The organism is Pseudomonas sp. (assembly GCF_046581935.1).
In the GTDB taxonomy this organism is placed as follows: Bacteria; Pseudomonadota; Gammaproteobacteria; order Pseudomonadales; family Pseudomonadaceae; genus Aquipseudomonas.
In genome coordinates this window covers 1-15,047 of the sequence record NZ_JAYGFK010000002.1, presented here as the reverse complement: position 1 = coordinate 15,047, position 15,047 = coordinate 1, and the positions used below count along the sequence as shown (strand labels likewise).

Genomic DNA, 15,047 nt, shown 5'->3' with positions numbered 1-15,047 from the left:
CGAATAAAAAACCTTGCCACCGCAAGTAGGCGAGGGCAAGGCGAGGAACAGCATAATCAGAAAGTCATTTCCGGAACATGCTCGGGGATGATCAGCTTTCCTGCGGTTTTTGCGGCAATTTCCTCCACGCTTATCCCCGGTGCGCGCTCGCGCAGGATAAAGGCACCGTCTTCGATCTCCAGGTAAGCGAGGTCGGTTAACACCTTACGGATGCAGCCAGCACCGGTCAGTGGCAGGCTGCAGCGTGGCAGGAGTTTCGACTCACCGTCCTTGGACGCGTGAGTCATGGTGACGATGATATTGCTGGCCCCGGCGACTAAGTCCATGGCACCACCCATGCCCTTGATCAACTTGCCAGGGATCATCCAGGAGGCGATGTTGCCTTCCACGTCGACCTCGAAAGCACCCAGCACGGTGAGGTCGACATGGCCGCCACGAATCATCGCGAAGGACTCCGCCGAGGAGAAAATAGACGCGCCTTTGATCGCCGTAACGGTTTGCTTACCGGCGTTGATCATGTCGGCGTCAACCGTCTCTTCAGTGGGAAAGGCCCCCATGCCCAGCAAGCCGTTTTCCGACTGCAGCATCACCTGAATATCATCCGGCACGTAATTGGCCACCAAGGTTGGAATGCCGATGCCGAGGTTGACGTAGTAACCATCCTTGAGCTCGCGCGCAACGCGCTGGGCCATCTGTTCGCGGGTCAGTGCCATTGCAAATCTCTCCGTTGTTCGGGGTGTCAGGCACGCACGGTGCGTTTCTCGATGCGCTTTTCAAAGCGCCCCTGGATGAGGCGGTCGACGTAGATGCCTGGCGTATGAATCTGCGCCGGATCAAGCTCGCCCGGCTCGACGATTTCCTCAACCTCTACCACGGTGATGCGTCCGGCAGTGGCCACCAGCGGGTTAAAGTTTTGCGCGGTATGGCGGTAGATAACGTTGCCGAAGTGGTCGGCCTTCCAGCCTTTGACGATGGCGAAGTCGCCGGTGATGGCGGGCTCCAGAATGTAATGGCGGCCATTGAACTCGCGCACTTCCTTACCTTCTGCCACGGGTGTGCCGTAGCCGGTCGCGGTAAAGAACGCCGGAATACCTGCGCCACCGGCACGCAGTTTTTCCGCCAGGGTGCCTTGCGGAGTCAGTTCGACCTCCAGCTCGGCGCTCAGCAACTGTTGCTCGAACAGCGAGTTCTCGCCGACATAAGAGGCAATCATCTTACGAATCTGCCGGTCTTCAAGTAATACGCCCAGGCCAAAACCATCGATACCGCAGTTGTTGGAGACCACGGTTAGGTCCCGCGTACCGCGACGGCGGATCTCCGCGATGAGGTTTTCGGGGATGCCGCAAAGGCCAAAACCGCCTGCCAATACCGTCATGCCATCAGTCAGGCCGGCCAGTGCCTCTGCATAGCTGCCTACTCGTTTGTCGAGCCCTGCCATGTGGTGCGCCTCTTGTCGTTGTGTCGGTCCAAGACCGGAGATGGTTGTAGCTTCTGTGTTCCACTCTTATTTGTTAAGTTTGTTTTTAGTTAGGATTGATCTGGAATTTAAATTAATGACCGTCAAACAGCTGCGTGCCTTTCTTGCCGTTGCGCAAAGCCTGTCATTCGTCCAGGCCTGCCAGCGCTTGCACCTGTCACAGCCCGCTCTGAGTCTAGCCATCAAAACCCTTGAGGAGTCCCTGGGCGGTGCATTGCTGGTGCGAACCACGCGCAGCGTGGCGCTAACGCCCGAGGGCGAGGTGTTATTGCCGATTGCCCGCCGCCTGCTGGCCGATTGGGACAATGCCGAAGAGCTGCTGCGCCAACACTTCACCTTGCAGCTTGGCCGCGTGGCCATTGCCGCGTTGCCCTCGTTCGCCGCCAACCTGTTGCCCGTTGCGCTCAAGGCTTTTCGTGCGTGCTACCCGAAAATCAACGTCACGGTGCATGACGTGATCAATGAACAGGTAGTCGACATGATCCGCGACCACCGCGTAGAACTTGGCGTGGTGCTGGAGCCCGAATCACTGGATGGCCTGACATTTACCCCGCTGTATCTGGATCGCTTTGTCGCCGTGGTGCCGGCAGACAGCCCCTTGGCCGCTTGCCATGAACTGCACTGGAGCGATTTGCTCAGCCAACCCTTTATCGCCCTGCAAAGACCTTCGGCAGTGCGCAGCTTGTTGGAAGAAAGTATCCGCGAGCGCTATGGACACCTGCCCGTAGCGTTTGAAAGCCACCAACTCGCCACCGTAGGCCGCATGGTCGCCCAAGGGTTAGGTGTTAGCGTGGTGCCCAGCTTATGCCACAGCCAAATGGAAGCATTGGGCGCGCGCTGCGTAGCGCTGGATCAGCCGTGTGTGCAACAGCGCGTCGGCCTGATCCAACTCGCCGGCACCAGCATCTCCGCCGCCGCCCAGGCGCTGGCAGATAAGCTGGTGGAGAGTGTGGGTGGTCGCTAGTGGTTGGGCTGCGGTTGAAGGGCTTGCTTACGATTGGCTAAGCGCTAATCGTCCAAACCTGCACCACATTTAGAGAGCATCTTCGGCTGTGGCTCGAAGCCATTTTTGTAACCTGTTTGGGTCTGCCGGAGATGTCACATGTTGTGGCTCAATGATTTAGGGGACCCCGCGGGGACGTCGACGGTAACGAGTGCAAAAGCGTCTCTAGGCCTTGTGTCATCGGTGAGTAGCGGCCGTTGTTAATAAAAAGACTGGTCACATCTGGCGCATGCATTGCGCATGTCTGTGACCATGTCTTTTGCTGCCTATTGTCGCAGATGTCAGCGTGACGGTTTTTCTCCAACGACTGTCGTGCGGAACATCTCACGTCGCATGCCGTGGTAGTCCGACACGGGCATGTGCCAAGTGCTGCGGTTGTCCCAGATGGCTAGAGTTCCCTGCTGCCATTGCATTCGGCAGGTAAAAGCCGGGGAAATCGCTAAGTTGAACAGGTAGTCGAGCAGCGGCTGTGCCTCCGCTGCACGTAGGCCATTGATGCCACAGGTGTACGCGGGGTTAATGAATAGAATTTTTTTGCTGGTTTCTGGATGACACGTCACGAGCGGATGGCTGCGTGTTTCGCTTGATGTGTCTTGGCCGTAATGAATCTGCATGTTTTCTAGCAGCGCATTGTGATTGGCGTTGGCCCCGTAGGCGCGTTCCGGGCTGTGTTGTGCGTCGAGGTTTTGCAGCAAATCCTGCATGCCGGGCGAGAGCCATTCGTAGGCTAGCGCCAGGTTGGCGAAGCAGGTGTCACCGCCATACGGCGGAACATCGTGGCCATAGAGTAGGGTAAAAGCAGGTGGGCGCTCTTGAAAGGTCCAGTCGGTATGCCAGGCACCGCCAAACACGAAGGGCGCTTTTTCACTGGCTTCTTTGACCACGTGTACGACGTGCGGATGCTCTTTCATGCAGGTGACGTAGGGTTCACGGCCAAACTGGCCAAACTGCTGGGTCACCTGTTCGAGATCTGTAACACCCAGGGACTGCTCGCGAATGAACAGCACCTTGTGCCTCAACAAGGCCTGGCGTAATTCGGCATAGCCCACAGCGCTCAAGGCACGCAAATCGACCCCTTCAACATAGGCACCCAACGCGCCGGTCGCGGGAGTTGCCCGAAAATGCTGGTAGTGGGTCATGGGGTTGCTGCTTGGTAGCGTATGGATAAATTCGCTCATTTTATTGTTGTCTCCGCTGTTGAGGTGACAACAGCATGAGTTGAGCAAGTAGCGGCTTCCATGATAATTACTGACACTTCATGATGAATGCTGCCTGCTGTGGCGCTGTGCAGCGCGAACAATGCGAGGAGTCTACTAAGATGGACTGGCGACAAAAACGCCCGTTGACCGGCGTTCGTTATCTGTTGCAGACAGCCCAGGAAGAAGGTGTGGCAACAGGCAGTTGTTTGAAAGGCAGCGCGATTGCGCCGGCTGATCTGCACACCAGTGCCGCACAAATTGAAGCCTGGCAAGAGTTGGCGGTAATTCGTAACGTGCTTGAGCACTGCAAACGCCCGGGGTTGGGGTTTATCGCTGGTCAGCGTTATCACCTGACCTCTCTCGGTGTGCTCGGATTCACCATGTTGGCGAGTCGTAGCCTGCTTGAGGCATTTGCCTCCTTTAGCCGATTTCAATTGATGGCGCTGACGCTTTGCCCCACTCGCTTGGAACATGACCGTCGAGGTCTGTGGTTGCTGTTCGACTCCAGCGTTCTGCCCAGAGATACTTGCACTTTTGTCGTCGAGCGAGGTATTGCCGCCTGCCTCAGCATTAGCTCGGAGCTGTTGAAGCGCCAAGTTATTCCCTTGGCTGTAGAAATGACCGCCCCAGATTTAAGCGATGCCGCCACTCAGCAATCTCATGTGCCTTGCGTACAGGTTTTCTCGGCACAGCGCGACGGCATTCTGTTTGCACACAAGGATCTGCACAGTCCATTGCCTCAGGCGCACATCGAGGCACAGCTTGAGGGCGAGCATTTGTGTGAAGTGCAGTGCCGGGAACTCTCACACCAGTTGCACAAAGCACCTACCGCACGTCAGGTGCAAAAGGTGCTGATTGGGCAGTCAGAGCAGTTGCTTTCGTGCGCAGTTGTGGCTGAACGCCTGGGGCTTTCTGAGCGCACCTTGCACCGGCGTCTTGCCGCAGAGGGACAGTCTTTCCAGCAGCTCAATGATCAGATCAAGAAGCAGCTAGCCAAACGGCTGCTGGATGATTCTCAGCTGGATTTAAACGCAATCGCGCAACGTCTGGGATATGCCGAGGCGGCCAGTTTCTCCCGCGCGTTCAGCCGCTGGACCGGTTATCCGCCCAGCCACTGGCAGCGCCAGAGCGAGGGGAAATGACCGCGTCATGGGCGGTCAACCAAGTCGTCTACATCTAGGCGATTAGCATGATTCAGCAGTCTTTCCAGGTTAGTGAGGTCGATGGACTTATAGCCCTGGCTAAGCAGTCCTAATCCTTCCAGTTTGGCGAGTGCAGCATTGATGCTCTGGCGAGTGCTGCCCATCATCTGCGCCAGATGCTCTTGGGAAACACTGAGCTGCATGGAGGGACTGTGCATGCGCGACCCGAACCCATGCGCCATTAGCCATAACCGCCTAGCGAGGCGGTGCTGAAGAGCGCCCGGTTCGCCAATGACCTGATAGGCCACTCGAAGTTTGTTAATGCTCAGGCGGGCAATGTCCCGCCAATGCTTGGGGTTTTGCTCCAGCCATTGCGTGAAGGATTGCATGGGGACGCAGAGGATTTGCGCGTCAATATCGGCAATCGCGTCGCGAATGTAGGGCTGGCCATCGATCAGGGAAATGTCACCGAACCAGTGGCAGGGCTCCAGATAAACCAGCAGCGAAGGCGTACCGTCATGCAGTGAGCTGCTGAGTCGGATGGCACCCCCGATGACACAGAAAAGGGCATGCTTGGCGAACTCGCCGTCGCGATACAGTGCCTCTCCAGCGAGCAGTCGGTGCACCTTGGCGTCGCGCACCAGAGCGCGTTTTAGCTCGTCTGCACAGGAAGAAAACCACTCGTCCTTATCCAAATCGGCCAGTAAAGAATTGATGTCTACAGGTGTGTCCATGCTTTGGACTCAAAATTCAAATTTTTGACAGACTGCCATCTTCGCTACTCATAGCCTAGTCCCCACTGACAACAACAAGAATTTTGCAGACGGGAGTAGCGTCAATGCTGGATCAGAACGAGTTCAGAGGGAAAACCGTATTCGTAGCCGGCGGCACAAGCGGCATCAACCTTGGCGTAGCCAAAGCATTTGCGGCAGCAGGTGCGCGCGTAGCAGTCTTTAGCCGCTCACCTGAACGCGTCGAAAGTGCGCTGCTCAGCCTGCGTGCTCTGGGTGCAGAGGCGATGGGATTCAACGGCGATGTACGCGACATGAGCAGCGTTCAGGAGGCGTTGTCTAGCACCTACGAAGCCTGGGGCAGTATCGATGTTTTGTGTTCCGGTGCGGCCGGCAACTTCGTTGCACCGGCGGCGGTGATGTCCGTCAACGGATTCAAGAGTGTGATGGATATCGACCTACTCGGCAGTTTTCACGTGTTGCGTGGAGCCTATCAGTACCTGACTAAACCGGGCGCGTCGATCATCAATATTTCCGCTCCTCAAGCGTCTATCGCAACCCCTATGCAAGCGCATGTCTGCGCAGCCAAGGCTGGCGTCGACATGCTCACTCGCGTCCTGGCCATGGAGTGGGGGCCAGAAGGCATCCGGGTCAATTCCATCGTCCCCGGTCCCATCGACGGCACTGAAGGGATGGCGCGTCTGACGCCGACACCTGAGGCGCGCGATGCGGTCATCCGCAACCTACCTTTGCGTCGCTATGGCGATCTCACATCAGTGGCTAAGGTCGCCGTCATGCTTAGTTCCACGGTCTGTGATTACGTGACAGGCGTTGTTCTACCTGTCGATGGCGGCGCTTCGCTGGCCGGCCCCGGACTGTTTGGCCCCTCTGCATAAGCGTGCCGAGCGCAGCAAGTCTGTTCCTCCCAACAAGGAAAACAACATGAAAAGTGCAGCTGATACAAGCTACAAGCGCGCGCTTGCGCGTGGCGATCTCGATACGAAACTGGATGCCATCGTCATCGGCTCTGGAGCCGGTGGGCTTACCGCTGCCGCTTTGCTGGCTATCGATGGCAAGAGGGTTCTGGTGCTAGAGCGTCACGCGGTCATCGGCGGCTGCCTGCAGGTATTCAAGCGGCCCGGGTTTGAGTGGGACGTAGGCCTTCATTACATAGGCGAAGTGCATCGGCCCGGCACGCTACTGAGCCTGTTCAACAAGGTCACGCGAGGTGAGTTGACGTGGCAGAAAATGCCCGACATCTACAACAAGATCGCGGTCGGCGATGATATTTTCGAGTACCACGCGGGCAGCGTCGCTTTCCGGGAGCGGATGAAGGAATACTTCCCTGAAGATGCTGATGCGATCGACCGCTACATTGAACTGGTTAATGAAGCCAGCCGTCCCGCAGGCGAGTTCTTGGCCGCACGAGCGATGCCAGAGCCGTTCTCGGATAAGGCGTTTGAACAGGTTGCTCCGCGCTTCATGCCGTGGGCCGAGAAAACCGCGTTGGAGGTTCTGCGCTCAATCACCAGTAACGAGAAGCTGATCGCAGTGCTCTGCGGCCATTTTGGTGACTACGCCAGCCTGCCGAGTGTTGCATCGTTCTCTGTGCACGCTGCCGTCATTCGTCATTACCTTGATGGTGCGAGCTATCCCATCGGTGGGGCGCAGGTTATTGCTGATCAAATTTCGGAAACCATTCGCAGTGCCGGCGGGATGGTGCTGGCGGGTGCGGATGTGGTTGCAATCGTCGAGCATGGTGGCAAGGTCGTCGGCGTGCGTATGGCTGGTGGTGAAGTGCTAGAAGCGCCGCAGGTAATCAGCGGAATCGGCATCCGGCAGACGTTGAACATACTCAAAAGTGAACACTCGGACGTTGCTGAGATGAGTGCCAAAGCGCAGTCCATGCCAAGCACGCTGCCAGCTGTTGTACTTAATGTGGGGCTGGATGCCAGTAACGCGGATTTGGATGTCGGTCCGGCCAACATCTGGATTCACAAGAGTGCCAAGCAGACCGAGGACTGGCAGTACTACATTCAAGACTCTGCGAATCGCGCGATGCCACTGCATTTCATCTCGCAACCCTCGGCGAAAGATCCAACCTGGGTCCAGCGCTATCCTGGTCGCGCCACGATGGATATCTGCAGCTTTACTGACTGGAACCTGTGGAAGCCGTTCACGGACACCCAGTGGAAGCATCGTGGTAACGAGTATGACGAGCTTAAAGCCCGCCTCACCGAGGAGATGCTCGAGCAGGTCTACCGCTTCTATCCGAAGGCGCTAGGGCATGTTGTTCATGCCGAGTTGGCCACGCCGGTAAGTTTCAATGATTTTCTGGGCCGCACGCGCGGCGATTTCATGTCGTTCGCGCCGACGCCAGAGCGTTATCAGCAGCGTTGGACCCGTGCGTTCAGCCCGGTGAAAGGTCTGCTCTTCACCGGGCAGGATGTAGCAATGGGCGGCGTCAGCGGTGCCATGGTCGGCGGGCTGCTAGCGGCGTCAGCTGCACTTGGCCGGGACCTGTTCCGTGAGCTGCGAGAGCTCGCTTGATTTACCTGTACTGACCATCAATATCCGGAGAACACCATGATCAGAGTGACCGTTTCATATCCACCCCACGAAGCCTTTCACTTCGACCACGCGTACTACCAGAGCACGCATGCGCAGTTGATCCGTGATCGACTTGGTGCCCATGGGTTGGTAAAGCTGGAGATCGACCAAGCTCTCGTCGAGCGTAGCGATAAGTTACCTGCGAGCGTCGCGGCGGCACACATGTTCTTCAAGGATGCTGACAGTTTCAAAGCAGCGATGGCAGCTGAAGGCAAGGTGCTCGGTGCCGACCGTACGAACTACACCGACATAATCCCTGTCGTGGTTATCAGCCAAGTCATTCAGTGATTGAGGGGCCATGCCGTGAACGGATTGATGCAGGAGAAGCCGCTGCTTATCTCATCGTTGCTGGAGCATGCTGAGCGCTACAGTGCAAAGGTTGAAGTGGTATCGCGTCGGGTAGAAGGTGACGTTCACCGATATACCTGGGCGGATGCAGCAAAGCGTTCTCGGCAACTGGCCATGGCGCTCGACGACATGGATTTACCGGCGGGCAGCCGGGTGGCGAGCATCGCCTGGAACGGCTATCGCCATCTGGAGTTGTACTACGGCGTTAGTGGTTCGCAGCGCGTGCTGCACACCATCAACCCACGGTTGCATGCTTCGCAGGTGGCCTGGGTTCTGCAGCATGCAGAAGACGACGTGGTATTTTTTGATGCCAGTTTCGTTGAGCTGGTACGAACGCTACAGCCGTTGGTGCCCCGTATTCGGCACTGGGTTTTGCTTGGCGATCAGGTCGCCGTTGAGCGCATCAACGACATGCCAGCGGTTGTCAGTTACGAGGGCTTGCTGGCCAAACACAGTGGCGAGTACACATGGCCGCAGTTTGATGAGCTGGCTGCGTCAAGCCTCTGCTACACCAGCGGAACCACTGGTAATCCAAAAGGTGCGCTTTACTCGCACCGCTCAACGGTGCTGCACAGTATGGTTCTGAGCACTCCCAGTGCGTTGAGTATCGGCCCTCAGGATGTGGTGATGCCTGTCGTGCCCATGTTCCATGTGAATGGCTGGGGTACGCCTTACTGCGCAGCCATGGCGGGTTGCAAGTTAGTTTTGCCGGGCCCGGCGCTGGACGGTCAGTCGGTTTACGAGTTGATCGAGGAGGAGGGCGTGACGCTTGCGTTGGGCGTCCCTACGGTTTGGCAGATGTTGCTCGATCACGTCGATGCTCGCAAAGGTACTTTTTCTTCGCTGAAGAAGACCACGATTGGCGGAGCAGCCTGTTCGTCGAGCATGCAGAAGCACTTTGAGGATCAGTATGGCGTGGAGGTGATTCATGCCTGGGGGATGACCGAGACATCGCCGCTTGGCACGACGTCCTCGCTAATGGCAGAGCATCTTAGCCTGAGCCGCGAGGAGCAACAGCAACTTCGCTTGAAACAGGGGCGGCCGGTATTTGGCATCGACCTGCGGATTGTCGATGACCTAGGTGCGGCTCAACCTTGGAATGGTCAGAATTGCGGCCATTTGCAGGTAAAAGGGCACTGGGTCATCAGCTCGTATTTCAAGGACGATTGTAACCAGCGCCTGGACGACGGTTGGTTCGCCACGGGGGACGTCGCCACTCTCGACGCAAATGCCTACCTGCAACTTACGGATCGCAGCAAGGATGTCGTCAAGTCAGGCGGGGAGTGGCTTTCGACGATTGATATCGAAAACATCGCCATGAGCCACCCAGCGGTCGCGCTAGCGGCTGCACTAGGGGTACCGCATCCGAAGTGGGGTGAGCGCCCCATCGTAGTCGTTGCCAAGCGCCAAGGTTCCGCTGTTACCCGCGAAGAGCTGCTTGGCCTCTATCAAGGCAAGTTGGAAAAATGGCAAACACCGGACGATGTCGTTTTCGTGGACAACATACCGCTTGGTGCAACGGGGAAAATGCTGAAAACAGAGCTGCGCAAACAGCTCGTGAACTACGTACTGCCAGGCACTGTTGAGAGTCCCGTTCGCTAACAGAGTTATGCCACTACGTATCTATAAAGAAAGCGCACTGGCTCATTCAAACTTCTGCTTGCGCGCGTGCACATTTCCGGCAATTAGAGACGCATTTCCCATGTTAGATTTTTCGTATTACAACCCGACACGGATCCACTTTGGCAAAAGCAAGCTGTCGAAGTTGGATCAGGAAATACCTGCGAATGCCAAAGTGCTGCTGCTCTATGGCGGTGGCAGTGTCATCGCCAATGGCACTTTGGCTGAAGTACGTCACGCGCTTGGCGAGCGTTATATCAGCGAGTTTGGCGGCATTGAGCCAAACCCCAGCTATGAGCGGCTTAGTCAGGCAGTAGCGCAGGTCAAAGAGGAGGGGATCTCCTACCTTCTGGCCGTGGGCGGCGGCTCGGTAATCGATGGTGCCAAGTACATCGCTGCCGCAGCCTGCATGGAGGCGGATGGCTGGACCATTCTTGAAACAGGCGGGCGCTGTATCAGCCGCACGCTCCCCGTAGGGGTTGTACTGACGCTGGCTGCGACTGGCTCGGAAATGAACAACAGCGCCGTTGTTACCCGCGTGTCAACCCACGATAAGATGCCGTTTGCCAGCCGTCATTGTTTCCCTGCGTTTGCGATTCTCGACCCGACCCGGACCATGACCCTGCCGGTGCGTCAGGTCAGTAATGGCGTGGTCGATGCATTCACCCATGTGGTCGAACAGTATCTGACGTACCCCGTCAACGGCAAAGTCCAGGATCGCTTCGCCGAAGGGTTGCTGATGACACTTATCGAAGAAGGCCCGCTGGCACTGAGCGACCCGGAAAACTATGACATCCGCGCCAATCTCATGTGGGTGGCCAGCCTAGCGCTGAACGGCTTGATCGGTGCGGGTGTGCCGCAGGATTGGTCCACACATATGATCGGCCATGAGCTCACGGCGCTGCATGGCCTTGACCATGCGCAGACCCTGGCTGTGGTCTTGCCCTCTATGCTCAGCGTGCGTAGGAAGGAAAAATCACAGAAATTGCTTCAATACGCCGAGCGCGTTTGGGGTATTCGAGATGGATCTGACGACGAACGGATTGAGGCAGCTATTGCTTGTACGCGTGATTTCTTCGAACGCATGGGTGTCCCCACCCAGTTGCGTAGCTATGGCGTGAATGGCAATGACCTACCCAAACTGATCCAGCAGCTCGAGCGTCATGGCATGCGAGCGTTGGGCGAACGCCGTGATGTAACGCTTGCGATTAGTGCCGAGGTGTTGGAGAAAAGCTTGTAGCTTGTGCTACGCGTTTGTACGGCGTTGCGAGTTACTTTTGGCCGCGCAAATTACCCTATGAAGTGATTTTCTGAGATGGCAGAAACATGAACAGTGAATTGATCGTCTCCGGCATTCGGGTGTACATCGACGGTGATGGCCCCGAGACCATCGTGATGCTGCATGGCTGGCCGGATACATATGAAATATGGGAGCGGCAGGTTGAGCATTTCAAAAACACCCACCGCTGCGTGAGGTTTACTCTGCCAGGATTTGACGACCCACACACACGTGGATTCTCCGTTAGTGAGGTAGTTGAATTGATTCTTGGCGTTGTGAACGCGGTCAGCCCGAACAGCAAAGTCACACTGATGCTGCACGACTGGGGCTGCTTGTTCGGGTTTCACTTCGCCGCCCTCTACGCGGATAAGGTGGCGCAAGTCGTTGCCGTCGATGTTGGTGATGCAAACTCACCGGCATTTTCTCGCCAGCTCAGTTGGCGTGCCAAATTAGCCATTTTTGCGTACCAGATGCCGCTGGCATTGACCTGGTACATGAAGGGGGCTGTGGGTAACTACGTAGCGCGTTCGATAGCTAAGTTCTTACGCTGCAAAGCTGGGCAGGCCAATATCCATGCAGGTATGAGCTTCCCCTATGCGATGCGCTGGATGGGGGCACTTGGCGGATTAAACGTATTGGCCGGGCCTACACAGTTGGAGTGCCCGATCTTCTACGCATACGGTCGCTACAAGCCGTTTCAGTTTCAGTCTGAGGAATGGCTGCAAAGATTGAGCGCCACAGCGGGCTGCAAGGTACAGGCCTTCAAAGCTTCCCATTGGGTAATGGTGGACTGCGCAGAGCAGTTCAATAACGCTGTCTCTGAGTGGTTTGCACTGAAGATTTGATACCGCGAATGCCGATTAGCGACTCGCTGGCTCCGGCTAGATGCATCTAAAAACAGTAGGGGTGCTGAGTGCATGTCAGCAATCCATCGGCATAGACTCTTCTACTATGTGGAAGCAATTTTTTGGGAGGCGTCAGTTTGCCAACCGAGCTGCGGACCAGCGCTTGATGCCAGACGTGCCACAATTGCGCCATTCAACCCGTTGGAGCCCTTATGCAAACTGCGCAGCCCACGCTAATCCGCGAAACCTTCCCTGTCGGGCCTTTGCAGTGCAACTGCGCAAATCACTGATTTTACAAGTGACTGATTCTTCTGGGTTTATCTGATTTTCTTCTTTTTTATCAATAGCTTGGGTGTGAGCAGTGCATTGCATCGTTTATCGGTGTTTTGCAGGCTTTTGCAGTCTAGGTGTGCCAAATTTGTGCCGAAGCCAAGGAGCTGTTTCCCGGTGGCCTGCAGGCTCCTCCTCCACTGAATTAGCTGCTGCTTGCCCAAGGCCCAGCCTCCTTGTGCGTTCACCCGTAGCGCCCTGCGATTGGTAAGAAATCTTCGCAAACCGTACCGTGAGTGCAGCAGTGTGTTGCACGAGTCTGGCGGCATTCGCAAACCAATGCAGCCATGAGCACGAGTCGTGATCTGGCTGAGACGAGTGCCAGGCCATGCAAGCTCTGCTTACCGTTGATCAGCTATCCATCTATTTGCAAAAGTCAGTCGCAAGCATCCGTAGCGACGTTACGCGCAATCCCCTGGCTCTTCCGCCGATATGTCGGTTGCCCGGCACCAAGAGGCTGCTGTGGCGGGTAGAGGATGTCGAGCAGTGGCTGGCAGAGCATGTTGTCAGTGTGGATGCCATTGCTTCCACTGTGCCCCAGGAAAAGACTCGACGCGGGCGGCCGAGCAAGGTCGAGCAGGTTAGCCGTCAGCGGCGCCTGGTTCGATGAGCCGAGAGGTTTCAGTCTCTCCGGCTTCGCTTGCGGCACGAGTGGAGCGTATCCGGAGATCCGTGTCGGTTAAGGATCTGGCTAAGCCTGCTCCTCGACAACTGTTCTTGCCTGGTCTTCACGAGATTTACCGGGCCATGCCGAACCATATTGCCCGCTCCAGCTTATTTGCCCCTGTGGCCCGTGGGCCCAAGCAGATGCACAAGGCGAGCGTGCTGGTCAGTCGGAAAGATGCAGTAATCACGTTCTGGGGCGAGCAGCTCGATGAAACCCAGGCCGATGTTTGGATGCAGTTGATGCTCGAGGCGACAAAAGCTCCGCTAGGAGAACCTGTGCCTATCAACCGTGCCAGGCTGCTGAAAGCCATTGGCAGGAAGACCGGAAATTACGAGTACCAGTGGCTGCATCGAACGATGAAGGCTCTGGCCTTTGCGATGCTTGTTATCGAGACGACCAAGCAAGGCAAACCTAAGCTTGAAGTCGGTAAGGCCGAGACCCTGCACATGATCGACAAGTTTGCATATGACCCAGCGCGTGAGTGCTACACGATCTCTATCGATCCTAGGTGGCGGCTCCTCTATGGCAATTGCGAGTATGCGTTGATCGATTGGGAAAAGCGGTTGCAGATTCGCAAGGGGCAGGACATAGCCAAGGCTTTGCAGCGATTGGTGTCGACATCAGATGAGCGTGTGCAGCGCTTCCGTTTGAGCTGGCTGAAGGAGCGTCTCCAGTACTGCAGCCCAATGTGCAAGTTCAGGCTGTCACTCAAGGCTGCCATGCAGGAGCTGGAGCGCGTTGAGATCATCGCAGCGGCGCGCATCGAGATGAGCACCAAGGGGGAAGAGCAGACCGTGTGGGTACGGTTGTAGCTCCGCCTAGCCATCGGGGTTGCATTCCACCGGCATCGGGGTTGGATTCCATTCTATCGGGGTTGCATTCTATCGGCATCGGGGTTGCATTCTTCCCCTCAAGCTGAAAACCCCGGCTGGCGTGGGCTGCAGAGACGGTAAATGCTCCCTACCTTTCTTCTACCCTATATTTACCTGGTAGGCCTGTGGGTAACTTCTGCTCCAAGCAGGTAGCGGGTGTTGATCACCCCCAGCCATGACTACAGTCGCGCGCACTCTAGCGGAGTGACCCAGGTGGGCTTAGAAGCAATCCGAGTCCTCTCTATCTCGGTGATCTCTTGCCGGACGCCTTCATATACCCCCAGTTCATTAAGAGTGCTCTTGACTTCTGCAGTCTCTAAATCTTTAAGAGCCTGCTGATACGCGCTGTAGGCCATTGAAAACCCATTGCCGTCCGAAAACCGGGAGTAAGGGTCAGTGATGGATAAATATCTATATATTGAAAGTGAAGCAAGTAGAGTGCTTTCTCCATGTACGAGTATTCGCATGAAGAAATTTCTTATTGCGTTATCTAAGGAGTCTCTTTCTGAGAAAGCGCATGCCTTTTTGATACTTGCAGATAGCTCAAGGTGGCTTCCCCATAGAGCTATCCATAGTCCCTCTGGCCCCTCCCAATACTTTATATCGACATCGCTGAAGACTTGGCCAAGCATTTTAAGTATCTGGGAAGGGTGTCGGCTGACTCGGCCTTTGAAGTATTTATATAGTCGGTTGGAGTCAACCAAGTCTGGCCAGTTAAAACTCATGGCGCTCTCTTGAATCCAAGCGCTAAATTGGTGAGGGTTTTTAGCACCAACTTCGACTCTTAGGGATGCTCTGAAGTAGCCCTGTATTTCCGGTCGACTTCAGCCCTTGCTGATTTTTAAAACGGCAACTGACCAAAAAACGATCAGTATCTCGCATATTTCAGTGTTTTTAGCCGCTGCGAACGCTTCGCAGCGGCTA

At 56.1% G+C, this 15,047-nt stretch carries 13 protein-coding genes; 9 read left to right on the top strand and 4 right to left on the bottom strand.

Going from position 1 to position 15,047, the window contains the following annotated elements; all coding sequences use genetic code 11:
* Positions 1-56: 56 nt before the first annotated feature.
* Entirely contained in the window at positions 57-713 is a 657-nt protein-coding gene (locus tag VCA57_RS01595; RefSeq protein WP_411183210.1) for a CoA transferase subunit B, read from the bottom strand.
* Between the two features lie 26 nt (positions 714-739).
* Positions 740-1,438 carry a CoA transferase subunit A gene (locus VCA57_RS01590; protein WP_411183209.1) on the bottom strand — a complete coding sequence of 233 codons (699 nt, stop codon included), beginning with the start codon at positions 1,436-1,438 and terminating at the stop codon, positions 740-742.
* A gap of 115 nt (positions 1,439-1,553) precedes the next feature.
* Between VCA57_RS01590 and VCA57_RS01585 the strand changes: the two genes are divergently transcribed.
* The gene (locus VCA57_RS01585; protein ID WP_411183208.1) at positions 1,554-2,441 is read left to right on the top strand and encodes a LysR family transcriptional regulator; all 888 of its coding nucleotides are present in this window, start codon (positions 1,554-1,556) and stop codon (positions 2,439-2,441) included.
* Between the two features lie 320 nt (positions 2,442-2,761).
* Here the strand turns inward: VCA57_RS01585 and VCA57_RS01580 are convergent, their stop codons facing one another.
* Complete coding sequence (locus tag VCA57_RS01580; RefSeq protein WP_411183207.1) at positions 2,762-3,658, bottom strand: TauD/TfdA dioxygenase family protein; 897 nt, start codon at positions 3,656-3,658, stop codon at positions 2,762-2,764.
* Positions 3,659-3,798: 140 nt separating this feature from the next.
* Between VCA57_RS01580 and VCA57_RS01575 the strand changes: the two genes are divergently transcribed.
* Positions 3,799-4,821, top strand: a complete 1,023-nt coding sequence (locus VCA57_RS01575) for an AraC family transcriptional regulator ligand-binding domain-containing protein (protein WP_411183206.1) — start codon at positions 3,799-3,801, stop codon at positions 4,819-4,821.
* 5 nt (positions 4,822-4,826) lie between these two features.
* Here VCA57_RS01575 and VCA57_RS01570 read toward each other — a convergent pair whose 3' ends face one another.
* Entirely contained in the window at positions 4,827-5,555 is a 729-nt protein-coding gene (locus tag VCA57_RS01570; protein ID WP_411183205.1) for a Crp/Fnr family transcriptional regulator, read from the bottom strand.
* Between the two features lie 104 nt (positions 5,556-5,659).
* On the opposite strand from VCA57_RS01570, the gene VCA57_RS01565 reads away from it, so the two are divergent.
* From VCA57_RS01565 to trfA, 7 genes are all read left to right on the top strand, one after another.
* Positions 5,660-6,448 (top strand): SDR family oxidoreductase, encoded by a 789-nt coding sequence (locus tag VCA57_RS01565; protein ID WP_411183204.1) that lies wholly within the window; start codon positions 5,660-5,662, stop codon positions 6,446-6,448.
* A gap of 46 nt (positions 6,449-6,494) precedes the next feature.
* Positions 6,495-8,102, top strand: coding sequence for a phytoene desaturase family protein (locus VCA57_RS01560; RefSeq protein ID WP_411183203.1), 1,608 nt, complete (start codon positions 6,495-6,497; stop codon positions 8,100-8,102).
* Between the two features lie 36 nt (positions 8,103-8,138).
* Positions 8,139-8,450, top strand: a complete 312-nt coding sequence (locus tag VCA57_RS01555) for an EthD family reductase (RefSeq protein ID WP_411183202.1) — start codon at positions 8,139-8,141, stop codon at positions 8,448-8,450.
* Positions 8,451-8,465: 15 nt separating this feature from the next.
* Positions 8,466-10,112 (top strand): 3-(methylthio)propionyl-CoA ligase, encoded by a 1,647-nt coding sequence (locus VCA57_RS01550; RefSeq protein ID WP_411183201.1) that lies wholly within the window; start codon positions 8,466-8,468, stop codon positions 10,110-10,112.
* Between the two features lie 100 nt (positions 10,113-10,212).
* Positions 10,213-11,370: an iron-containing alcohol dehydrogenase gene (locus VCA57_RS01545; RefSeq protein WP_411183200.1), complete on the top strand. Its 1,158-nt coding sequence runs from the start codon at positions 10,213-10,215 to the stop codon at positions 11,368-11,370.
* Positions 11,371-11,456: 86 nt separating this feature from the next.
* Positions 11,457-12,254 carry an alpha/beta fold hydrolase gene (locus VCA57_RS01540; RefSeq protein WP_411183199.1) on the top strand — a complete coding sequence of 266 codons (798 nt, stop codon included), beginning with the start codon at positions 11,457-11,459 and terminating at the stop codon, positions 12,252-12,254.
* 1,002 nt (positions 12,255-13,256) lie between these two features.
* The gene (trfA, locus tag VCA57_RS01535) at positions 13,257-14,063 is read left to right on the top strand and encodes a plasmid replication initiator TrfA (RefSeq protein ID WP_411183198.1); all 807 of its coding nucleotides are present in this window, start codon (positions 13,257-13,259) and stop codon (positions 14,061-14,063) included.
* Positions 14,064-15,047 lie beyond the last annotated feature (984 nt).

What these genes read in the sequence shown, in the direction of transcription:
- VCA57_RS01585 (WP_411183208.1), top strand. Translation starts at nt 1,554, where the DNA reads ATGACCGTCAAACAGCTGCGTGCCTTTCTTGCCGTTGCGCAAAGCCTG.
- VCA57_RS01555 (WP_411183202.1), top strand. Translation starts at nt 8,139, where the DNA reads ATGATCAGAGTGACCGTTTCATATCCACCCCACGAAGCCTTTCACTTC.
- VCA57_RS01545 (WP_411183200.1), top strand. Translation starts at nt 10,213, where the DNA reads ATGTTAGATTTTTCGTATTACAACCCGACACGGATCCACTTTGGCAAA.
- VCA57_RS01540 (WP_411183199.1), top strand. Translation starts at nt 11,457, where the DNA reads ATGAACAGTGAATTGATCGTCTCCGGCATTCGGGTGTACATCGACGGT.
- VCA57_RS01580 (WP_411183207.1), bottom strand. Translation starts at nt 3,658, where the DNA reads ATGAGCGAATTTATCCATACGCTACCAAGCAGCAACCCCATGACCCAC.
- VCA57_RS01560 (WP_411183203.1), top strand. Translation starts at nt 6,495, where the DNA reads ATGAAAAGTGCAGCTGATACAAGCTACAAGCGCGCGCTTGCGCGTGGC.
- VCA57_RS01570 (WP_411183205.1), bottom strand. Translation starts at nt 5,555, where the DNA reads ATGGACACACCTGTAGACATCAATTCTTTACTGGCCGATTTGGATAAG.
- VCA57_RS01595 (WP_411183210.1), bottom strand. Translation starts at nt 713, where the DNA reads ATGGCACTGACCCGCGAACAGATGGCCCAGCGCGTTGCGCGCGAGCTC.
- VCA57_RS01575 (WP_411183206.1), top strand. Translation starts at nt 3,799, where the DNA reads ATGGACTGGCGACAAAAACGCCCGTTGACCGGCGTTCGTTATCTGTTG.
- VCA57_RS01590 (WP_411183209.1), bottom strand. Translation starts at nt 1,438, where the DNA reads ATGGCAGGGCTCGACAAACGAGTAGGCAGCTATGCAGAGGCACTGGCC.
- VCA57_RS01565 (WP_411183204.1), top strand. Translation starts at nt 5,660, where the DNA reads ATGCTGGATCAGAACGAGTTCAGAGGGAAAACCGTATTCGTAGCCGGC.